The organism is Photobacterium sp. J15, assembly GCF_963870815.1.
GTDB lineage: Bacteria > Pseudomonadota > Gammaproteobacteria > Enterobacterales > Vibrionaceae > Photobacterium > Photobacterium marinum.
In genome coordinates this window covers 3,289,057-3,312,197 of record NZ_CAWMUI010000001.1, presented here as the reverse complement: position 1 = coordinate 3,312,197, position 23,141 = coordinate 3,289,057, and the positions used below count along the sequence as shown (strand labels likewise).

Genomic DNA, 23,141 nt, shown 5'->3' with positions numbered 1-23,141 from the left:
TCAATGGGTTATGCAACTCAAGTGAATAGTTGCAGAATATTATGATATGGGTTGTTTCGTACCATTGGATGAGATGAAAAGCCGGATATCAGAGATACCCGGCTTGGTTTGGTTATTTAGTAATAAGTCGGAAGAACCGGAATTTGCTCAAGCGCATAACGGTACTGGATATATTCCCGTCGATCCCATAGCCAGATTATTTCTGGGTCGATGTCATAAATGGCTGCATCTTCCGGAATCTCTTTTATTTCCTGCTCAATATATGACGCGTAACTTTTCGCATTATCCAACAAGGTCTGCAAGTAGTCAGGGTCTATATCCTTGTAGACACGAATGGCATCCCAGGCAGCATGTAAGGTTTCTTTTTTATGGCAGCGACTGTCATCGGTTGCCGGTGAATAACAGTCATTTGCTTTATTAAAAGTAAACTTGGCTGGTTCGGTAATTACTGGGAAACCTTTCCCTCTGAAAAGAGACTCGAAGTGTGAGGCATCTTTTAGTTCTTCAATTGCGGCCGGGTCTCGCAACATAACCAACTGAAGATCTTTAAGGCTCCTTAGTCCTTTTGTATCCAGGTTACGTTTAGTTCGTGGATTAGCCTTTTCTAGTTTTGCCAGTTCAACCTCTTTTCCATTGATAAGCAGGGCTTTTTCTGCCATATGCTTAGCCATGCCATTACGACGGGTAATCAGGTAATTACGGGCCTTCCAGCTAAAGCGGAAGCTGTCTTTTTCATCACTTCCCATACTTGGCTGAGTCAGCGTAATGTCATCGATTAAATCTTTAGAGCTGTCAGACAGGCCGTATTCCTCCCCCCAACCGAATGCAACAAGGTTATGAAGTAATGCTGAGTACAGCGGCGTAACAGTCTCTTGAGAAAGCTGGAAGTACCATTTCAAACCGGCAAGATATCCTGGCACATCAATGGCGCGTTTGATATCAGGGATATAACGCTTCATGGTTTCTTTTCGTGTACCGTCTTTATCGACAAAAATCGGATCGCGGAATGAATCCATACCGAAACCTAAATAGCCCAGATAAGTTTTAAGTTTCTGTGGTGTACCTTGAGTACCACTCTGGGTGCTGGAAATATCGATCAGGGCCATATTGGATTTATCATTGCTGCTGGAGTAGTAGCCATTACGTTTGACCAGCAATTGCGCTGCCAGTAGTTTATCCGGCCATACGCCAAGAAGGTCAACGGCACTGTGGGTGTTTTGGTATGGGTTGTTAGCCCGCATATTATCCAGAGAACGACCATCCCGGGTCTCTGACAGTACGGTGATTTTTTGAAAGCCTTTTTCCATTTCAGCTGTTAGCTCAGGATCAAAGCAAGAGCGCGGTAAATCTGTTTTATGTTGAATTGCGCCCTGGTATCGAAGCCACAAATTGGAAAGCGAGATAAATTTATAGCTCGGGTCACTGCCTTCTATTTCCACTTTAACTTCACAAACTTTATCCGGAGTCTCCAGGATTTGGATGAAGAAGTTTGCTGCCAGTAAGCTTGCATCATAGGTGTCACAAATATTTTTCTGAATGGCATTTAATGACTTACGCTTATAAGCCGGAGTACAAGACCGAGTGTAGTATTCAGAAACATTGCTACCATAGCTGTTTTCTCCTGCGGTGTTGTTGACCATGGCAATCAGGTTGTCGTATCTGCCTAAGTCTTCAATAACATCCCGGATCAGAGAAAATTGGTGTATGCGGTGTATTGAATAATTGTGAAGATTGTAGTCATAGAATTTTTCCCGGTTATCACGGCGGTTAACCAGTTCATAATTATCCCAGTATTTCTGAATCCTAAACTGGGTTAACTCCAGAACATTGGTTCCTTCATCGAAACGGTTGCAGGTGGTCTGACTAATAACATTTCCGTCAGTACAGAAGTCGTATTTTTTAAGCTTGGCACCAGATGAATCAGTGTTGAGGCGTTTCTCCAGTTCATCCAGAATACCTCGCGGATAGGCGTTATAGTTGGCTTTCAACGCTTCATCGTACGAGGTCAGGCTAACCATGTTTGAGGTTTGGCCATTGATGTCATCTTGCTGGAGTGTTTCTACTTTTCGCCCGTAACCATACCGTAGTGCGGCGATATCATATTTACCGTATGTAGGAAGTTCATCAAAAATTGATGCGCCGTAGTCCATGACAGAACTGTAAGCAGGAGCCTTATCGTAGCCCAGAGCATTGATTTCGTCCTGCTGGTAGAAGTTGGCTTTATCCACTGAACCCATGAAATTATGGCGAAGGCCAAGGTTATGGCCAAGCTCATGCACCAGCGTTGATTTGAACATGTGCGTAGTGATGGCATCACTGACTTCCTGCTGTTGGCTTTTGCTTAGGCCATCCCACGATTTCAGCTTCTTGTTGGCTTTAGCTGTATAGTCCTGGCTTTGGGGATCCAGGCCCTCGTTATCAAAGTAACCACCGCTCAGGTAGTCGATACCTTTGATCAAGCCTTTCGATTTAGTGCTGACCCACATAAATTCAGCCGCATACATATTCTGCTCGGCCATTTTATTGAGTTGCTTTTGGTAGTTGGCTGTAGTTTTGCTTAACGTATCTGCTTCTTGCTCTGCTGGCGTCAGCCAGTGTGGAATACCATTGATGAAGCGAGGCTCAGACTTAACTAGTGGCGTATTCGTAGCTGTAGCCAAATTATACGTGTTGGCTACCAGTGAGCTGCCGGCATCATTGGTAACTGGATTTGCAGTGCTGTCAGAATTGTTTTCAGTTGGCTGAGTTTGAGGAATAAACTGAGTTGGACGCTCAATTTCTTCCCGGTTATAGCGCATCACCAACTCATTCCACATCCGTCGTGTGGTAGAGCGGATAACTCCGGCATATTGATTAACATGAGCATGTACGATCTCGCCAGTAAGCGGGTTTGAAGCGGAAGGCCCATAGCCTAGCAGGCCGTTATCTACTGGATCTGTAATTAGGTTCAGTACGTTATAGCGCAGATCCCCGGTATGAACACCGGCAGGCTGGCTCTTGTTTACAATTCGGATGGTTGGAACACCGGTTCCTTCCAGTGTTTTGTTAATCTCCTGAATTGTTTCCAGCGTGACATCCAGGTAAAGCTTGTTATCTTTTTTGAAGTAGCTGTCACTCAAGTAGTACTCAATGGGAGCATTCGGGTTGAATCGCTTGAGTAAATTGAAGCTCTGGCCTTGCAGACCAGACTCTCCGGTTAATGAACGCTGGCTTTTTTCTACATTAAAGAAGCCAAAACGTAATGAGTCCCGGCCCGGTGCTTGAACGATCTGATAATCAGGCGTTGCCAGTTTGTCTAATTTAACCAGGGAATAGAAAAAGCGGGTTTTGAAAGATAGGTCTTCCAGGCTATTACCAAACTGGTAGGAGTCTTCCGGGCTGGCTGTAAAGGTTCGCTCAACCTCAACATTGATAACACCTTTTTTGTCATCATATTCCCAGTGAGTTACACGAGGCTCTGCTGTTTCTTCTACATTGTCAGCTGTCCACCAGGCATCGACGGTATCTACTGCAAGGGATTTAATGGCGGCATAGTCTGGTGTGAAGTAGGTGGTGTCTTCCCAGTTCAGATCTGCATCATCGTTCAGCTCTTCCTTGTTTGTACACTCATCATAGTCATCTTCAGCACAGCGGTATTGTTGGAAAGTGCCCGGAATCTTTAATACTGGAGCTTGGTTGATGACATCGGCGTAGCGGCTATCTTTACCTGGCTCTATCGTATCCCGATCAACTTCTTCAGCCACAATACCGTTATGTTTGTCAAAACGCATCTTGACCAGCTTCGGAGTGCCCTGGAAGAAACCACGCTGGGTGACGGCATAGCGTGGTGTTGCCCCCGTTGATGGCATGTATAACCAAAGTGAATCAGTATCAAGTGATTTTTTCGTGATTTGTTCCTCAGCCCGAGGCAAGGTGTCATAACTTCGCTCGTCTGCACCACAGCCATAGAGCGCAATGCTCACCATGGCTGCAATAGCTAATTTCTTATACATGTTGTGTTTACCTTTTTATTATTTGATTACAGGTCGTAATTAAGGGTGATGTAGTAAGTCGGCTTTTCCAGATCAAACAAGTTATTGAGTGGATTCGGCCCTCTGTCTGGGTCGTAGTAAGTCGCACTGTTTGTCATGCCGATTGCCACACTGAACTCATCGGTGAACAGATATCCGATTTCGGCAGAGTGCGTCAGCTTGGGTGAATAGCTAGTGTCGCGATAGCTCCAGGATTTAGAGCTGACGAAATTGGTGCTGAAGAACCATTGTTCCGCGGAGTAATCGACAGCAAATAGGTTGCTAAGGCGATATTCTTCTAACGGATGGCCCCCGGCTGTGGTGTATTGATGGAAGTTCTTTTGTAGACGAACCGAGTCACTGATTGACAGTCCCGGTAGCAGGCTATCCAAAGTAAGGGAAAACTTGATATCACCACGAATGGCTGTTTGCAGATCGTTTTTAATTGATGTGTCGGATACCGGAATAAGAACACGACCACCTACTGACATCGAAATAGAGTCAGTTGGAGCCCAGAGGTTATTTTGTGTGGCGGTGAGCCAGATATCATCCCAATAATCTCCCTTCTCACCGTCGTAGCTGTGATGTCCGGAGATGAGTGCGGAAAATTTGGTATTCTCACTCAGGTTGTAAGTGATTGTTGCGGATGCCGCAAGATTACGGTCTGCCAGATAACTGTTACTGTCATAGGCATTTCTGCTGTAGTCAATTCCAATTGATGCCCCCCACTTTTTTGTCGTGGAAGGATGCTGCTGAACTTGCTCTTCTGCATAAATCCCTGTCGATAGCAAAGCAGGTACCATGGCATAGATTGCCAGGTTGTACTTCATGAGTTGCTCTGTTCCCTGTAAATGTATTCATTGCGGCGCTCCATATGGCCGAATGAAAGTTGTGTTTCTTTATTATGATTAGAGGGCAGAAATACTAATCGACATGCGTAACGCAAGAAATCGCTATTAAAAAAGTATCACCAGCTTATTCGCCGGGTACTGAATAATGAAACCGAGGTCTGACCACTAAATTTCATGGAATTTCACTGAAATAAAAATCTTCAGGATTGGATTGTGTCTAGGAGACTCTTTTCAGAACCAATCGCTAACTAGTCTGAGATATTCCGAGTTAAATATTGAGTGCCTGCTTCGGCTGGGGCTCGACGTGGTAATTTGCCAGTGAAGTGTAGTTTCCGCTTATTTGTTTAGAGTAAGAAAATCAAAAAACGAATCATGTGGAGCTGTGCTTTGCTTTTGGCATGAAATATTGCGGTTGGTTTATGTGTGCCGCGCTAAAAAACACCTAAAACACCTCTCGTTGCTTGCTTTTTGTTCGGTTGGTTCGTTTTGCTGAGAATTTTTAAAAATAGCCCTTGCTAAGCTGAACGAAGTCTCTATAATGCCGCATCACCGACACGGAGCACGGCAGCTTAAGCCAGCAACGTACGGTATTGTTCTTTAACAATTTGACCATGCAATCTGTGTGGGCACTCGTGAAATGATTAGTCAAAAAGATTTATCAATGAGCTGAGTGACCAATACAAATACTAAGTTTACTTATTATTTGGCACAGTCAATTCGTTTCAACTTCGGTTGGAACAATCAGTATTCATTGAGCCAAAACTTGAATTGAAGAGTTTGATCATGGCTCAGATTGAACGCTGGCGGCAGGCCTAACACATGCAAGTCGAGCGGCAGCGACATAATAGAAGCTTCGGTGGAAATTATGGGCGGCGAGCGGCGGACGGGTGAGTAATGCCTGGGAATATGCCCTGATGTGGGGGATAACTATTGGAAACGATAGCTAATACCGCATAATCTCTTCGGAGTAAAGAGGGGGACCTTCGGGCCTCTCGCGTCAGGATTAGCCCAGGTGGGATTAGCTAGTTGGTGGGGTAACGGCTCACCAAGGCGACGATCCCTAGCTGGTCTGAGAGGATGATCAGCCACACTGGAACTGAGACACGGTCCAGACTCCTACGGGAGGCAGCAGTGGGGAATATTGCACAATGGGGGAAACCCTGATGCAGCCATGCCGCGTGTATGAAGAAGGCCTTCGGGTTGTAAAGTACTTTCAGCAGTGAGGAAGGGGTGTACGTTAATAGCGTGCATCTTTGACGTTAGCTGCAGAAGAAGCACCGGCTAACTCCGTGCCAGCAGCCGCGGTAATACGGAGGGTGCGAGCGTTAATCGGAATTACTGGGCGTAAAGCGCATGCAGGCGGTCTGTTAAGCAAGATGTGAAAGCCCGGGGCTTAACCTCGGAACAGCATTTTGAACTGGCAGGCTAGAGTCTTGTAGAGGGGGGTAGAATTTCAGGTGTAGCGGTGAAATGCGTAGAGATCTGAAGGAATACCGGTGGCGAAGGCGGCCCCCTGGACAAAGACTGACGCTCAGATGCGAAAGCGTGGGGAGCAAACAGGATTAGATACCCTGGTAGTCCACGCCGTAAACGATGTCTACTTGGAGGTTGGGACCTTGAGTTCTGGCTTTCGGAGCTAACGCGTTAAGTAGACCGCCTGGGGAGTACGGTCGCAAGATTAAAACTCAAATGAATTGACGGGGGCCCGCACAAGCGGTGGAGCATGTGGTTTAATTCGATGCAACGCGAAGAACCTTACCTACTCTTGACATCCACGGAATCCTTTAGAGATAGAGGAGTGCCTTCGGGAACCGTGAGACAGGTGCTGCATGGCTGTCGTCAGCTCGTGTTGTGAAATGTTGGGTTAAGTCCCGCAACGAGCGCAACCCTTATCCTTGTTTGCCAGCACTTCGGGTGGGAACTCCAGGGAGACTGCCGGTGATAAACCGGAGGAAGGTGGGGACGACGTCAAGTCATCATGGCCCTTACGAGTAGGGCTACACACGTGCTACAATGGCATATACAGAGGGCGGCCAGCCAGCGATGGTGAGCGAATCCCAGAAAGTATGTCGTAGTCCGGATTGGAGTCTGCAACTCGACTCCATGAAGTCGGAATCGCTAGTAATCGTGGATCAGAATGCCACGGTGAATACGTTCCCGGGCCTTGTACACACCGCCCGTCACACCATGGGAGTGGGCTGCACCAGAAGTAGATAGCTTAACCTTCGGGAGGGCGTTTACCACGGTGTGGTTCATGACTGGGGTGAAGTCGTAACAAGGTAGCCCTAGGGGAACCTGGGGCTGGATCACCTCCTTAACGATAGACTGCTCATTTGATGCAGTGTCCACACAGATTGCTTGGTTAATAGTAAAAGACATACGGTATCGGGTCTGTAGCTCAGGTGGTTAGAGCGCACCCCTGATAAGGGTGAGGTCGGTGGTTCAAGTCCACTCAGACCCACCACTTCTTCTCCCAGAGGCAGTGGTGATGATATCGGATTTCGTTGGGGCTATAGCTCAGCTGGGAGAGCGCCTGCCTTGCACGCAGGAGGTCAGCAGTTCGATCCTGCTTAGCTCCACCACTCTCTAAAAACATTCTTCTGAGTGTGTTTAGAAAGTGGTTCCTGTGATGGAAACACATGCTCTTTAACAATCTGGAAAGCTGACTAGTAATTCATAATTGAATTATTGTTTGTCGAAAGACAAACGAGTTCTCAAGCAATACACATTCAAGTGTCTTGTGTAAGAGTCCGGCAAAACTATTCCATCAATACTCAGATGGAAAACCTTGGTTGTTTGCCATACGAAACCTCTTGGGGTTGTATGGTTAAGTGACTAAGCGTACACGGTGGATGCCTTGGCAGTCAGAGGCGATGAAGGACGTGCTAACCTGCGATAAGCCGAGAGGAGATGGTAAGAATCACTATACTCTCGGATTTCCGAATGGGGAAACCCACTTGCATAAGCAAGTATCACTAGGTGAATACATAGCCTAGTGAGGCGAACCGGGGGAACTGAAACATCTAAGTACCCCGAGGAACAGAAATCAACCGAGATTCCGGCAGTAGCGGCGAGCGAAACCGGATTAGCCCTTAAGCTAGTCTTGCGTTAGGTGAACAAGCTGGAAAGCTTGGCGATACAGGGTGACAGCCCCGTAGCCGACGGCGCATAACGAGTGAAATCGAGTAGGACGGGACACGTGATATCCTGTCTGAACATGGGGGGACCATCCTCCAAGGCTAAATACTCCTGACTGACCGATAGTGAACCAGTACCGTGAGGGAAAGGCGAAAAGAACCCCTGTGAGGGGAGTGAAATAGAACCTGAAACCGTGTACGTACAAGCAGTAGGAGCCCTTCGGGGTGACTGCGTACCTTTTGTATAATGGGTCAGCGACTTAATTTCAGTAGCAAGGTTAACCGAATAGGGGAGCCGTAGGGAAACCGAGTCTTAACTGGGCGTGCAGTTGCTGGGATTAGACCCGAAACCAGGTGATCTAGCCATGGGCAGGTTGAAGGTGAGGTAACACTTACTGGAGGACCGAACCGACTAATGTTGAAAAATTAGCGGATGACTTGTGGCTAGGGGTGAAAGGCCAATCAAACCTGGAGATAGCTGGTTCTCCCCGAAAGCTATTTAGGTAGCGCCTCGGACGAATACTACTGGGGGTAGAGCACTGTTAAGGCTAGGGGGTCATCCCGACTTACCAACCCTTTGCAAACTCCGAATACCAGTAAGTACTATCCGGGAGACACACGGCGGGTGCTAACGTCCGTCGTGGAGAGGGAAACAACCCAGACCGCCAGCTAAGGTCCCAAAGTTATAGCTAAGTGGGAAACGATGTGGGAAGGCTCAGACAGCCAGGATGTTGGCTTAGAAGCAGCCATCATTTAAAGAAAGCGTAATAGCTCACTGGTCGAGTCGGCCTGCGCGGAAGATTTAACGGGGCTAAGCTATACACCGAAGCTGCGGCAATGCGCATTAGCGTATTGGGTAGGGGAGCGTTCTGTAAGCGGTTGAAGGTGAGTCGTAAGGCTTGCTGGACGTATCAGAAGTGCGAATGCTGACATGAGTAACGATAAAGGGGGTGAAAAACCTCCTCGCCGGAAGATCAAGGGTTCCTGTCCAACGTTAATCGGGGCAGGGTGAGTCGACCCCTAAGGCGAGGCCGAAAGGCGTAGTCGATGGGAAACGGGTTAATATTCCCGTACTTCTTACTATTGCGATGGGGGGACGGAGAAGGCTAGGTGGGCCAGGCGACGGTTGTCCTGGTTCAAGGGTGTAGGCTGTATTCTTAGGCAAATCCGGGAATACGTTAGGCTGAGACCCGATGTCGAGCTGCTACGGCAGTGAAGTCATTGATGCCATGCTTCCGGGAAAAGCCTCTAAGCTTCAGATAGTAAGGAATCGTACCCCAAACCGACACAGGTGATCAGGTAGAGAATACCAAGGCGCTTGAGAGAACTCGGGTGAAGGAACTAGGCAAAATGGTACCGTAACTTCGGGAGAAGGTACGCTGCTGGCGGTGAAGAGACTTGCTCTTGGAGCTGCCGGCAGTCGCAGATACCAGGTGGCTGCAACTGTTTATTAAAAACACAGCACTGTGCAAAATCGAAAGATGACGTATACGGTGTGACGCCTGCCCGGTGCCGGAAGGTTAATTGATGGGGTTAGACTTAGGTCGAAGCTCTTGATCGAAGCCCCGGTAAACGGCGGCCGTAACTATAACGGTCCTAAGGTAGCGAAATTCCTTGTCGGGTAAGTTCCGACCTGCACGAATGGCGTAATGATGGCCACGCTGTCTCCACCCGAGACTCAGTGAAATTGAAATCGCAGTGAAGATGCTGCGTCCCCGCGGCTAGACGGAAAGACCCCGTGAACCTTTACTACAGCTTGGCACTGAACATTGACCCTACATGTGTAGGATAGGTGGGAGGCTTCGAAGCAGGTACGCCAGTATCTGTGGAGCCGTCCTTGAAATACCACCCTTGTAGTGTTGATGTTCTAACTTGGCCCCGTCATCCGGGGTGAGGACAGTGCCTGGTGGGTAGTTTGACTGGGGCGGTCTCCTCCCAAAGCGTAACGGAGGAGCACGAAGGTGGGCTAATCACGGTCGGACATCGTGAGGTTAGTGCAATGGCATAAGCCCGCTTGACTGCGAGAATGACGGTTCGAGCAGGTGCGAAAGCAGGTCATAGTGATCCGGTGGTTCTGAATGGAAGGGCCATCGCTCAACGGATAAAAGGTACTCCGGGGATAACAGGCTGATACCGCCCAAGAGTTCATATCGACGGCGGTGTTTGGCACCTCGATGTCGGCTCATCACATCCTGGGGCTGAAGTCGGTCCCAAGGGTATGGCTGTTCGCCATTTAAAGTGGTACGCGAGCTGGGTTTAGAACGTCGTGAGACAGTTCGGTCCCTATCTGCCGTGGGCGCTGGATGATTGAGAGGGGCTGCTCCTAGTACGAGAGGACCGGAGTGGACGAACCGCTGGTGTTCGGGTTGTGTCGCCAGACGCATTGCCCGGTAGCTAAGTTCGGAATCGATAACCGCTGAAAGCATCTAAGCGGGAAGCGAGCCTCAAGATGAGTCATCCCTGATACTTCAAGTATCCTGAAGGGCTGTTCAAGACTAGAACGTTGATAGGCAGGGTGTGTAAGCGCTGTGAGGCGTTGAGCTAACCTGTACTAATTGCCCGTGAGGCTTAACCATACAACACCCAAGGGGTTTTATTGGACTCCATGAGCACTTGAATGTAGTGCGAGAACCTAGACAGTTTTCAAGATTGTAAGAATTTTGCTTGGCGACCATAGCATTATGGACCCACCTGATCCCATGCCGAACTCAGTAGTGAAACGTAATAGCGCCGATGGTAGTGTGGGGCCTCCCCATGTGAGAGTAGGACATCGCCAGGCTTCCAATTTAGGTTAGCGTTGTGAACGAACGTTAATCCTGAGTGGAGCGGTAGTTCAGTTGGTTAGAATACCGGCCTGTCACGCCGGGGGTCGCGGGTTCGAGTCCCGTCCGCTCCGCCACTTATACTAAGCCCAAGTCGAAAGACTTGGGTTTTTTTACGTTTGGACATTTTTAATGTTCGTCCTACGGATGAATGAGTCCTGCCGGAGTGACGGCCTAGTAGCTCTGCCTCTTATTAAGAAGCCCTTTCTGCGCGTACCGGCAGAAATGCTTAGGATTTTGCGTTAATTACTCTCCACTCATTATCTTTTCTCGTTTCTCTTATTTTCATCATTGCATACTGATCTTTGTTCTTATTGCTAGACTTATCAGTGAGAGAACCCAGTGAAGGGATAAACAATGAAAAAGATATACTTAGCTGTGACTATGGGGATACTTGCTGGTTGTACCGTTGATCAGAGTTATTTTCCGGTAGAGATCATCTACGACTGCCAACAAGGACAGTATTTTGCGGTGACTTATCCGACCGCGGAATCTGTGGAAATTACGTATCTTAATAAAACTAGAACACTGGAACGTCGGCGCTCGGCTTCAGGGGCTCAGTATCGTGATGTTGAAGGGAGCACTTATCTGTACACTAAAGGTGATGAGGCCATGCTGGAGTGGGATGAGGTGCGGCTTGAAGGTTGTGCTGCCAGAGAATAAAAAAAGGGTAGTTTGAAACTACCCTTGCCGCTAAAACCCGAAACCTGAGGGTTGCGAAAATAACAGCTATGCCGAGATTGCTCACGGTCTCAACGTCTGCTCTGTCAGCGGTAGAGCTAAAAAGAGCAGGGCTGAAATTAGTTAAATGTGCAGAAATGATTTCAGTTGATGAATGATGTTTTCTGCCTGTTCTTTGTCCTCCATTTCGGCGAACAGACGTAGTAAAGGTTCTGTGCCGGAGAAGCGAGCCAGTGCCCAGCCGCCGTTTTTGAAATACACTTTGGCACCATCGGCATAGCTGACTTTCTCGACTTCATAACCGAAATCAGGCAGTGCTTTCTGAACATAAATTTTGTCGTAAAGGCGCTGACGTTCTGTTGGTTTGAAGTTGCAGTCTCCTTCCGCTGTATAGGCGTAGCCATAATTGCTATAGATTTCATCCAGCATTTCAGACAGCTTTTTACCGGTGACACTGATCATCTCCACCAGCAGGCTGGAGGCGAATACGCCGTCTTTCCCTTTAATATGACCTCGGATAGTCAGGCCACCTGAGCTTTCGCCACCGATCAGAGAGTCATCTGCTTCCATTTGGGCACTGACGTGCTTAAAGCCGACCGGGACTTCAAAGGATTTTTCTCCGTGTGCTGCCGCAATTTTATCAAGCAGGTGTGTGGTGGCGATGTTGCGAACAACTGAACCTTTCCAGCCTTTGTATTCCAGCAGATAGTAGTAGAGCAGCATCAGGACTTCATTAGGGTGTATGAAATTACCTTTTTCGTCGATTATGCCCAGGCGGTCGGCATCCCCATCGGTACCGATACCAATGTCGTATCCCTCATGGGCGACCAGGTGTTTTAATCGGTAAAGGGTTGCTGCACTGGGGGACGGCATTAGTCCACCGAAAGCAGGGTTTTGGGTATCGTTGATCACATCGACATCACAACGTCCGGTGATAAGTACCGTTTGCAGGGCATTTTTCGCAACGCCGAACATAGGGTCGATCAGGACTCGCAAATTTGCTCTTTTGATGGCCTCAACATCGATAAAGTTGATAATTGAGTCGACAAAATCATTCATCGGATTGATTTGCTCAATCAGCTGGTCGGTGAGTGCATCTTCAAAATCAACGACGTTGATATCGTCTGTGGTTAATGTTGCAATCTGCGTTTCTATTTTGTTTGTAATTTCTTCATTGGCATCACGCCCACCCTCAATGAAGATTTTAATCCCATTGTAGTCAGCCGGATTGTGCGAGGCAGTGATACAGCCAGAATATGCGGTGCCTGTTTGTTTAGCCTTGAACATCACAATCGGTGTGGGTACATATTTGTCAATGAAGCTGACTCTGATGCCATTACCTGCCAGTACTTCTGAAAACCAGCTGGCGGCTTTGTCAGAGAGGAAACGGCGGTCATAGCCGATCACAAAGCCTCTGTCTGTTACCTTCTCCTGAGTCATGATATTTGCTAGGGCTTGCGCGACCAGCTGTACATTGGCCTTGGTGAAGTCTTCACCGATCAGGGCTCGCCAACCTCCGGTTCCAAACTGAATCATAGCGGAACTCCTATTTCTATCTTAGTTGAATAACTAAATGACGGGGGTGAACATCCCCCCCAAAAAAAGTATTAACCCATGACAACGGATATTGTGTTGACGGAACCTTCGGCTTGAGGCGCGATGGCTCCTTCAATGTCTTCGCCATTTAAGCGGATTGATTTGACCCCCTTACTGACATGAACAGGGTTTTCCACTCTGATGTGATAAGTCGCACCGCGCCATTCACGGGTTACTTCAAAGCCCGGCCAGTCTGTCGGGATACACGGATCAACAATCAGGCCATCGAAACTTAGTCGAACCCCTAGGATCCAGTTGGTTGCCGCGATATAAGCCCAGCCGGAGGAGCCTGTCAGCCAAGGGTGGTTGGCTCGGCCATGATCCTGGTGATCCCGGCCCATAACAAATTGCACGTATGAATAAGGCTCCGCATGTCGGACTTCGATCATGTCGTTCTGGTTATACGGATTCAGGGCGTCGTAGAACTTCATGGCCTGATCGCCGCGACCTAGTTTGGCTTCGGCCACCCAGGCCCATGGGTTTGGGTGAGAGAAAATCGCCCCGTTTTCTTTTACGCCCTGATAGACGCGGGTGACAAAGCCGATATCGTCATTCGGGGTTGCGAATGATGGTGCATTGAGATGCAGGCCGTAAGGTGAGTAAAGGTACTGATCGACCGAATCCATAGCTTTGCGTCCGCGTTCCGGTGAAGCAGCACCGGAAACCACGGCCCAGGTATTTGATTCCAGATGAACTTTCCCTTCGGTTTGGATACTGGTACCGATCTTTTCGCCGTTCTTTGTTATGCCGCGAATGTACCAGTCGCCGTCCCACAGGTGCGTTTCACAGGCTTGTCTGACGCCTTCTGCCATGGTGGCGTACTTGTCGGCATCACTGTGCTTGCCGAGGAAGTTAGCGCAGTCGACAAACTCCTGCAGTGCCCAGTAGTGAAGGAATGACACCATGGCCGATTCACCGCCGCCCAGGTTCAGGCAGTCGTTCCAGTCGGCCCTAAGGCCTTTGCAGATCCCGGTTTGACCGACATGCCTGGCGGAGAAATCAAGGATACGGGTCATGTGTTCATAAACGGTGCCTTCACCGCCGTCAGCATAAGTAATGACTTCATCAAAGAAGCCGGTTTCACCAGTTTCCATGACATAACTGCAGATGGTCGGAACCAGCCAGAGGGCATCGTCAGAACAGGTATCTGCCAGGCCATGGATTTTGTCTTCATCGCTTGGTGTCGGGACCACTGTCGGTGACTTGGATGGAGCTACATCTTCCATTTCCGGATCGAACCAGTCAGGATCAAACAGGTGCAGGCCATAGCCTTCTTTTACCTGACCGCGCAGCAGATCAAGAATACGCTTTTTGGTCATCTGCGGATTAGTATGAGGGACGGCCATCGAGTCCTGGGCGGTATCCCGGTATCCCAGCCCGGTTCGGCCTCCGACTTCAATGAAGGAGGCAAAGCGGGACCAGACCACACAGGTTTCTGCCTGATACAGGGTCCAGGCATTGATCATGGTATCAAGACCCGGGTTTGGCGATTTCACGCGGAACTTATTACAACGAGTGTCCCAGTGCGCTTTGATTTCATTAAATGCGGCATCAACATTGGTGAAGTCTTGATATTTTTCACGTAAACGGTCTCCTTCTTGCTTTCCAAGCCCAAGGATGAAGTTGAAACGGACTTCTTCACCCGGCTGGAGGGTGAACTGTTTGTGTAACGCGCCGCACTGGTTATAGCAGGTTTGTACGTGGTTTGAGCAACGGCCTTTTTTAACGGCAATCGGATTGGCTTCATCACGGTACAGGCCGATGAAGGAATCGCGCTGACCGTCATAGCTGTCAGGTTCGAAGCTGGATGCTAAGTAATAGAAACCTTCGTATTCGTTGGTGTTGTAATAGAGGTCGTAGAGGATAACGCCATCATGATAAGAGGTGCCGGAGGAGTACAGGCTCATCTGATGGTTTTGGTTATCGGACTGAATATGGCTGAATGAAAACTCGACGAAAGAAAAAGCGGAGATAGTGCGTGGTGTATCACTGTCGTTTTTCAACACAATATCCCAGATTTCGGCATCTTCACCTTTAGGGACAAACAGGGTTTTCTGAGCGGTGATGCCGTTGTACTCACATTTGAACTTTGAGTATGACAGGCCGTGACGTACTTCGTATTTGGCTTCATCTAGACTTTTGGCGACCGGTTGCCATGAAATGGACCAGTAATCCCCGCTGATATCATCGCGCAGATAGACATAGTGTCCGGGGCGGTCAAAAGTAGCATTAGGACGGAATTTAGTGATCCGATTATATTCCGGTGATTTGTAGAAGGAGTATCCTCCTGCATTGTGTGAAATTACGGTACAGAATTTTTCAGTGCCCAGGTAATTTGTCCATGGCGCAGGTACATCCGGTCGGGTGATGACGTATTCTCTGTTATCGTTATCAAAATAACCGTATTTCATTACTTTCAGTCCTTTTCTTATTAAATAGATTCAGCGCTGCTCGGTGCTTCACAGTGGCGGTAGTTGATGCCGGCTCTGTCCAGATAAGGCATCTGACCATGAAGCCGAGCCCTGAAGTCGTTCCAGTTTCTTTTTTCCGGGGGAGTCCAGCCCAGTTCGGCAATTGCCAGTAGGCGAGGATAGAGCATGAATTCCAGCCGGCTCTGACTGTTGACGAGCTCACACCACAGACCGCCCTGAATCCCCAGAACATGCTGGTGTGCCGGATCGTCGTTTTCGAGTGATGAGAATGGCCGGTAGTTGTAGACCTGTTCCAGTGGTAGCCTGCCAGCCCAGTCAACACCGGGTTCGTCAGCCGCATCGCTTTGGGCAAGGTCGAGATAGGTATGCTGTGCCGGTTGCAGAATGACATCGTGGCCTTTATCTGCGCAGACTTGTCCGGCTTCTTCACTCAGCCAGGAGAATATAATGGCGTCAGTGCTCAGCTTGTCGCCTTTAGCTGCCTCTTCCCAGCCCATCATTCGCCTTCCTTTGGCCTGTAGGCACTCTTCAGCGAAGCGCAGGATATGTCCCTGCAGCTCACTGTGTTCTCGGTAGCCGTATTGTTCCATCATTGCCTGGCAGGCTTGGCTGTCGGTCCACACGCCTTGCGGGACTTCGTCTCCGCCGATATGGATGTAGGGAGCAGGGAAAAGTTCGCAGACTTCTTCCAGTACCTTGGCGATAAAGGTGTAGGTGCCGGGCAGAGCCGGAGACAGGATATTATCCGGGTAGCCTTGAATACTGCGGTACTCGGAATGGTCATCCGGATCCATCAGCAGAGCTGGCAGGGATTTGATGGCAGCACGGCAATGTCCCGGAATATCTATCTCAGGAATAATGGTGATCCCGCGATCGCTGGCATAGGCAATCAGCTCCCTGATCTCCTGCTTGCTGTAGTAGCCACCATATTGTTGGCTGATGGTGGTGAACTGCGGTTTGAGCATTTCATTCGGGCCGCGCCAGGCACCGATTTCGGTCAGCTCTGGGAATGCGTCGATTTCAATCCGCCAGCCTTCGTCGTCAGTCAGGTGCCAGTGGAAGGTATTAAATTTATAGCGGGCCAGCTGATCAAGCAGGTGTTTGAGCCGCTTGACCGGATGAAAATGGCGGGCACAGTCGAGCATCATGCCGCGGTGGGCATAATGAGGCTGATCCTGGATCTCCACCATAGGCAGGATATAAGCGGCATCGGCCTGATGCGATGGCATGGCCGGAATGAGTTGCAGCAGGGATGAGGTGGCATGAACAAAACCGGATGCAGAGCCGGCCTGAAGCCAGATGTGGTCAGGCTCAATCAGTAGATGATAAGCACCTTCAGCCATGTTTTCGTGGAGCTGGTAAGTGATATTCCCCTGCTCTTTAATCGGCAAATCTTCATGCAGCAGTTTATTCATTTCAGTCTGCAACCAGCGGGTACTGCCGACTGCAGCTTCCGGCGGAGTAGTAATTGCCGTGTGTTGGTTAAGCCTGAATTCACCCTGTAGCCGGGTTAATGAATCCGGTGCCGGGATCAAGCTCACTGCTTTGGCTGGCGGTAATGGTGATGAAACATGCTCGGTCGCCGGCTGATCCAAATCGATGGTGGTTATTTCAATCGGAATAGGATGGATCGGGGTATTGCCTGAAGATATGTTGAGGAACGCATCAATAATGCCGTCATCGTGCAGGGTGAACGGCTTAGTGCCAATGTTGAACTCAGTATAAAAATGAGAATTTGGCGCAAGCGGCGATGCATTGTCCGGAGTTAGGATGCAATAGCTGCCCAGCTGGCTTAGTTTGCCTTTGGACAAACTGTCAGCCGAGATCCAACGGCCAATGGTGAAATGGAGTGACCAGTTGTATAGCGGCTTATCGCTGAGGTTATGCAGGGTCAGGGCAAAGCGGGAAGCTTGTTCGCTTTTGTCGATTACGGTGAGATCAAGACGGTAGCTCATCGTCACACCTCCGGAGGAAAAAGGTTGTGGTTGCCTGTTTGTGCCATGGCTATGGCACCATCCATCGCATCGCCCTGAGGCTCTGCCAGCTTTGCCTGTAGCGGCGGAGTCAACCATGGACGGATACGTTCACCTATGCTGCCCATCAGGCAGATTTGTTCTGCTCCGCGCTGGATCAGTGCGGACAACCACATTTCTATATCGGCTGCGGTTTGTTTCAACAGCTCAACAGCAAGGCTGTCTCCCTGCGCAGCATGGGCAAAAATAGCTGGTGAGAATTGACCGTAATCACAAGGACGGGCGGTTTTGGACCAGGTGACAATCGCATCGACATCATGATCAAAATGAGCCATGACATGCTGTGCCAGCGGTGTGTGAGGGACAATTTCATCGACGCTGAGCAATACCTGCTGAATTAAGCGCAGCCCCATTACTGCACCGCTGCCCTGATCGGAGATCGGAAACTCCCGGCCTCCGATCACATGTTGACGGTTGTCTTTGAGCAGAATGCCGCATGATCCGGTACCGGCGATAAGGATTGCGCCTTCTTTTCCGCGCCAGGCTCCGAGGCAGGCTCCGTAGGCATCGGTATTCATAGTTATGGCAGCGTAAGGGTGAGGGAGCACCATAAAGTCATACCAGGCTTGTTTTTGTTCGGCACCAGCCAGAGCTAGCCCGACAGACATCTGGCTATAGTCGCCTTCGGTCAATTGGGCTTGAGCTGCCGCAGTTGCTATCGCATCTTGCACCGAAGCCATGGCAATTTGCCCGCCGAGCAGGATATTGGCACTGCCGGTTTTGGCTTCACCCAGAATATTGCCCTGAAGATTACAGATACGGGCGCGGCAGGATGTGCCGCCGCCATCAACGCCAACATAGTATTTGATTGGGTTAGCCAAGGTGTCGCTCCTTAAACTGAGTGGTGATTGCAAGCAAGTACCAGCAGGCATGTGGGATCCACTGTTCTCCCCAGCGCCAGTTTTGCAAGATGTCGTCTTTCTGCCCGGTCGGGTTGAAGGCTATATCCTGTTCGTTTTCAAACCCGGAGGTGATGCCGTTGCAGATCCCGCCTCTGGCATTGAAGAAGCCCAGGTCCGGCAGGTAATCAGGATTGTTGTGGCCATGGCCGTCGAGCATGCACATATCAAACGGGTTCATTCCCAGAATCCAGTCGGTCAGCTTTTGGGCATAGATCTTTAGTTGTACTTTGAGCTTGCTGTCGATAGCCAGGTTTTGCGCCATGCCGGCCATTGCTGCCAGCGAGGCGACACGCGCATTCTCACCCTGCCACCAGTACCCGCTTTCGTTGTGGTGAGGAATAAAGAAGGCGCTGTGTTTCTCGCCTCCGACCGGGCGGATATACTGACGCGGGTAACCGAACGGATTGTTGACCTCGCCGGTGATTCTGAGCTCAAACCGCAGGGCATTGGTGATAACTGCCAGCGTTGCCTCGCGTTTGTTTTCATCATGTTCTATGGTCAGATATTGCATCAGGCTGATAGCTGGAAGCCCGGCTTCGGCGGCGTGGTAATACGGGCGACTGCCATCTGCGGTTGCAGACCAGAAGTGCTGCTGGTGGTTGTCTGATTGCTGTCTGGCTGCAAGGCGGCCAGCCCAGTGCCGGGCTGCTTCCAGGTAGCGGTTGTCATGTGTTGCCCTGAACAGCTCAACTGCTGCCAACAGGGCACAATATTCGTCAATAATATTTTCAGTACTGTCATCAAGGTACTGAGCGTTCATCTCTGTCAGATGCCAGTAGCCGGTTTCAGCGGCACTGAGGTAGCGTTGTGAACGGTTGTTGTCCTCCCAGCCCAGCGTGTTTGCTGCCTGGGTTTTGAGTAATCTTGCGGCACCGGCCAGGGCGGCGATAGCAACACCGCCGCCTTGACGGAATCCGGCTTGATAGTCAGTTGATTTGATGCCCTCCTGCGTTGAATATGAACATATCTCCCGTTGCCCCGTGGACTTACTCCACTTGTCGAACACTGTGACAAAAAAATAACCCTGCGGATGCTGCATCCGCAGTAAAAAGTCCGCGCCAAAAATAGCCTCTTCCATAAGGCGGACGCGGGTAAAATCAGCAATGGAATCTTCGTCTGCCAGTAACTCGAATGATTTGAGCATGTTCCAGACCACCATAGGGGTCTGCTGCGGGTTCAGGTAGTTACTGAAAGACAGGTGACTGAGATACTTGCTGACATCACCGGAGGCGTCATACCAGCCTCCGTGGACATCGGCATGCTCCCGGCTACCCAGTAGTGGCGCATGTTTATCTACATGGTCAAAAATCCCACCGCAGCGCTGGGATTTAAAATAGTGGAGGACATCACTGAAAGTCCGACTCATCAGCAGCCCTTCTGCCACCACAAAAGGTGTCGATAAGGTATCGCCGACCCTGATCCGGTATTCACCGCATTCTGTCAGGTCGGTGAAATCAATTGAGCTGGTGTTGCCGGTATGCCATTGTGCGATTGTCCCGCAGGGCTTTACTGGCAGCTGCATTACGGATTGGTTGTCGTGGCAGCGAATGATTTCTGCGTGGCTGACAGGCAGTTCTGTTTCTCCCTGCAGGATGGCCTGCTTGGTGCCGAAACGTTCGTATCCGATATGGTTAGTTAACAGCTGCATTGTTCCTCCGCTTACTTCTCGTAGAGATAACAACGTACGAAGTGGTTATCTGATAATTGAGTGACTTCCGGTAAGCGCTCCCGGCATTTATCGGTGGTGTGGGTACAGCGCCCGGCGAACGGACAGCCGAGGCTTTCCGGTGTCCATAACGGAATTTCGCCCTTGTTGCCTTTGAGCTTTTCGTGGATGGACTTACTAGGATCCGGCACTGCCGAGACCAGTAATTGGGTGTACGGGTGCTGCGGATCATGGATGATTTCTTCGGTATCGCCCCATTCCACCATGTGGCCGACGTACATGACGGCCAGATCTTCAGCGATGTAACGGGCGGTGGCGATATCGTGAGTGATATACAGCAGTGCCATTTCGCGCTCGAACTTCATCTCTTCCATTAAGTTCAGAACCCCGGCGCGGATCGACACATCCAGCATTGATGTCGGCTCATCAGCCAGGACTACTTCAGCACCAACGGCGATATTGCGGGCCAGATTGACGCGCTGGCGCTGGCCGCCCGACAACTGGTGGGGATATTTCGCAGCGGTCTCTTTGGGCGGGATCAGGCCGACCTGTTCAAGCAGGCTATAGACCATTTCCTCCAGCTCTTTTTTATTGCCCTTTGACACCTTGTTGTGGATCAGCAGGGGACGAGCGATGTGATGGAAAATGGTATGCGTCGGGTTCAGGGAGCCGAATGGATCCTGCCACACCATCTGTACGCCCTGACGGTAGAGCATCATGTCTTTTTTCTTGGTGATATCCGCAATATCACGGCCGTAATACTCGATATGGCCGGATGTCGGCGGGTACATCTTGGCGATCATTTTGGCTGTGGTGGATTTACCTGAGCCGGATTCGCCGACTACAGACAGGCCGCGGCCTTTGTACATCTTGAACGACACATCATTGATAGCCCGCATCATTGGCTTTTTCAGCGAGTTGCTGTTGACCTGGAAATCTTTGATCAGGTTTTTGCCTTCGATAATCGGTTGTCCAACTGGCTTGCTCATATTGCCTCCTTAATTGTTTTAGTTATTAACTGCATTTGTTGAACAGGTGGCAGTTGGAAAAACGGCCCGGCTCCAACTGACGTAGTTGGGTCGGTTTGCAGAAACAGGTTTCATGGGCTTTGGTACAACGGGCCTGGAACCGACATCCCTGCGGGACTTCAAGCAGGTTCAGTGGGTTGCCGTGGATCCCTGTCAGGCGGGTTTTCGGCCCAGTTAGGGGCGGGAAGGAGTTACCCAGCCCTTCGGTATACGGGTGATACGGGCTTTCCAGGATTTGCTTCGACGGAGCTACTTCAACCAGTTCACCGGAATACATGATGCCGATGCGATCGGAGAACTCGACCATCAGTGACAGGTCATGGGTGATGAACAGGATGGAGAAACCGAATTCCTCTTTCAGGGCATAGATTTTTTGCAGGATTTCCCGCTGAACCACCACATCCAGCGCCGTGGTCGGTTCGTCCATGATGATCATCTTTGGGTTTAGCGCCAGGGCGATAGCGATCACCAGACGCTGGCGCATACCACCGGAGAACTGGTGCGGGTAATCACGCAGGCGGCTTGGGTGGATATCAACGATTTCCAGCAGCCCTTTAGCACGATGGATTGCCTGTTCGCGTGTCATATTGGTATGACGCATAATGACATCGCAGAACTGTTCTTCCATGGTCAGAACCGGGTTTAGGGCATTCATGGCGCTCTGGAACACCATGGAGATTTCACTCCAGCGGAAGGCGGTCATCTGTGGCTCGGTGAACCTGAGAATATCGCCATGGCCGTCGAAGAAGACTTCACCGCCGGTAATGAATGCGGGGGGCTTGTGCAGGCGCATCAGTGAGAAGGCGACGGTAGATTTGCCGCAGCCCGATTCACCGGCCAGCCCAAAGATTTCACCTTTACCGATATCAAAGCTGACATTGTTTACTGCCCGGACATCACCGGCATCGGTAATGTAGTCAACACACAGATTGCGAATGGAGATTTGTGGACTGTTCATTATTTCTCTCCTCCTTCAAGGGCAGGCTGTGGCGTAACAACGGCTTTGGTTTGTAGTTGGTTCTGTTTTGCCAGGTTCTTCCAGCGACGCATGCCTTTGTGAGAGCGCAGTTGCGGGTTGGCGATTTCGTCGACGGCAAAGTTCAGCAGGGCCAGGCCGACAGCAATCAGGGTCAGAGCGATACATGGTGACAGCAGTTCCCACCAGGCGCCGACCAGCATGGATGAGGAGGTCTGGACGTTGTAGAGCATGACACCCCAGCTGATGCTGTTCGGATCACCCAGGCCAAGGAAGGACAGGGTGGCTTCTGTCATGATGGCGAGCATGACAGAACCTATGAAGCTGGCGCCGACGATGGAAATCAGGTTAGGTAGGATTTCGACCATGATGATGCGCCAGGAAGACTCGCCAAGTACCTCAGCGGCTTTGACGAATTCTTTTTCACGCAATGACAGGGTTTGCGCCCGGACGATCCTGGCACCCCAGGCCCAGGAGGTCATGCCGATAACAATGGCAATGGTGAGCGGCCCTGCCTGACCGATGAAGGCGGCAATAACGAAGAGCAGTGGCAACTGCGGAATAACCAGCATGATGTTCATTGCCGCTGACAGTATGTTGTCGACCCGGCCGCCGAAGTAACCGGAAGAAACCCCGATGACGGTTGCCAGGAAGCACACCATCAGACCGGCACCGAAGCCGACGGCCAGAGATGTGCGGGCACCGTAGACAACCTGTGACCAGACATCACGCCCCATTCGGGTTGTGCCCAAGGTATGTTCGGCTTTTTTCGACATCAGCATAGTACGGCGGTTATCTGCCAGGTTTTCGGCTACCCAGCCGTCCGGGTTGTGCTGAGCGGATTTCACTACCCAGGCCGGATATTCATGCGGGTTCCCGGTTCTTTTGTCCGGTGCGTGTTCAGTCAGTAGAGGAGCAAACAGGGCACCGAAGATGAAGATGGCGATGATGATCAGCCCGACTAACGCTTTGGTGTTGCCGCTGATAAGTTTGATGAATCCTTTCAT

General features: G+C 50.2%; 11 protein-coding genes, 3 tRNA genes and 3 rRNA genes. 7 read left to right on the top strand and 10 right to left on the bottom strand.

Annotated features, from left to right (window positions below):
- Positions 1 to 116 precede the first annotated feature (116 nt).
- Positions 117 to 3,992: a zinc-dependent metalloprotease gene (locus AACQ93_RS14770; RefSeq protein WP_232323320.1), complete on the bottom strand. Its 3,876-nt coding sequence runs from the start codon at positions 3,990 to 3,992 to the stop codon at positions 117 to 119.
- A 26-nt stretch (positions 3,993 to 4,018) separates the two neighbouring features.
- Positions 4,019 to 4,840 carry a hypothetical protein gene (locus AACQ93_RS14765; RefSeq protein WP_064605907.1) on the bottom strand — a complete coding sequence of 274 codons (822 nt, stop codon included), beginning with the start codon at positions 4,838 to 4,840 and terminating at the stop codon, positions 4,019 to 4,021.
- A 786-nt stretch (positions 4,841 to 5,626) separates the two neighbouring features.
- Here AACQ93_RS14765 and AACQ93_RS14760 point away from each other — a divergent pair.
- From AACQ93_RS14760 to AACQ93_RS14730, 7 genes are all read left to right on the top strand, one after another.
- Positions 5,627 to 7,178 (top strand): 16S ribosomal RNA (locus tag AACQ93_RS14760).
- A gap of 70 nt (positions 7,179 to 7,248) precedes the next feature.
- Positions 7,249 to 7,325 (top strand) — tRNA-Ile (locus AACQ93_RS14755).
- A gap of 42 nt (positions 7,326 to 7,367) precedes the next feature.
- Positions 7,368 to 7,443 (top strand) — tRNA-Ala (locus tag AACQ93_RS14750).
- A 243-nt stretch (positions 7,444 to 7,686) separates the two neighbouring features.
- A 23S ribosomal RNA gene (locus AACQ93_RS14745) occupies positions 7,687 to 10,574 on the top strand.
- 87 nt (positions 10,575 to 10,661) lie between these two features.
- Positions 10,662 to 10,777: ribosomal RNA gene (gene rrf, locus AACQ93_RS14740) — 5S ribosomal RNA — on the top strand.
- Together the 16S, 23S and 5S rRNA genes with 3 tRNA genes alongside form the textbook arrangement of a ribosomal RNA operon.
- Positions 10,778 to 10,820: 43 nt before the next feature.
- Positions 10,821 to 10,897, top strand: a tRNA-Asp gene (locus AACQ93_RS14735).
- A gap of 280 nt (positions 10,898 to 11,177) precedes the next feature.
- Positions 11,178 to 11,483, top strand: a complete 306-nt coding sequence (locus tag AACQ93_RS14730; protein ID WP_064605906.1) for an MliC family protein — start codon at positions 11,178 to 11,180, stop codon at positions 11,481 to 11,483.
- 141 nt (positions 11,484 to 11,624) lie between these two features.
- On the opposite strand, the gene AACQ93_RS14725 is transcribed toward AACQ93_RS14730, so the two are convergent.
- The 8 genes from AACQ93_RS14725 to AACQ93_RS14690 all read right to left on the bottom strand — a co-directional run bounded on the left by AACQ93_RS14725 (position 11,625) and on the right by AACQ93_RS14690 (position 23,141).
- Complete coding sequence (locus AACQ93_RS14725) at positions 11,625 to 13,037, bottom strand: phosphoglucomutase/phosphomannomutase family protein (RefSeq protein ID WP_064605905.1); 1,413 nt, start codon at positions 13,035 to 13,037, stop codon at positions 11,625 to 11,627.
- A gap of 71 nt (positions 13,038 to 13,108) precedes the next feature.
- Positions 13,109 to 15,508, bottom strand: a complete 2,400-nt coding sequence (locus AACQ93_RS14720; RefSeq protein WP_064605904.1) for a GH36-type glycosyl hydrolase domain-containing protein — start codon at positions 15,506 to 15,508, stop codon at positions 13,109 to 13,111.
- A gap of 20 nt (positions 15,509 to 15,528) precedes the next feature.
- Positions 15,529 to 17,484 (bottom strand): beta-N-acetylhexosaminidase, encoded by a 1,956-nt coding sequence (locus tag AACQ93_RS14715; RefSeq protein WP_064605903.1) that lies wholly within the window; start codon positions 17,482 to 17,484, stop codon positions 15,529 to 15,531.
- Between the two features lie 2 nt (positions 17,485 to 17,486).
- Positions 17,487 to 18,371, bottom strand: a complete 885-nt coding sequence (locus AACQ93_RS14710; protein ID WP_369808746.1) for a BadF/BadG/BcrA/BcrD ATPase family protein — start codon at positions 18,369 to 18,371, stop codon at positions 17,487 to 17,489.
- Between the two features lie 4 nt (positions 18,372 to 18,375).
- Positions 18,376 to 20,112, bottom strand: a complete 1,737-nt coding sequence (locus AACQ93_RS14705) for a glycoside hydrolase family 9 protein (RefSeq protein ID WP_064605901.1) — start codon at positions 20,110 to 20,112, stop codon at positions 18,376 to 18,378.
- Positions 20,113 to 20,123: 11 nt separating this feature from the next.
- On the bottom strand, positions 20,124 to 21,119 hold the full coding sequence (locus AACQ93_RS14700; RefSeq protein WP_064605900.1) for an ABC transporter ATP-binding protein: 996 nt from the start codon (positions 21,117 to 21,119) through the stop codon (positions 20,124 to 20,126).
- A 25-nt stretch (positions 21,120 to 21,144) separates the two neighbouring features.
- Positions 21,145 to 22,116, bottom strand: coding sequence for an ABC transporter ATP-binding protein (locus AACQ93_RS14695; protein ID WP_064605899.1), 972 nt, complete (start codon positions 22,114 to 22,116; stop codon positions 21,145 to 21,147).
- Positions 22,116 to 23,141, bottom strand: a complete 1,026-nt coding sequence (locus AACQ93_RS14690) for an ABC transporter permease (protein ID WP_064605898.1) — start codon at positions 23,139 to 23,141, stop codon at positions 22,116 to 22,118. The genes AACQ93_RS14695 and AACQ93_RS14690 overlap by 1 nt, the downstream gene beginning before the upstream one ends.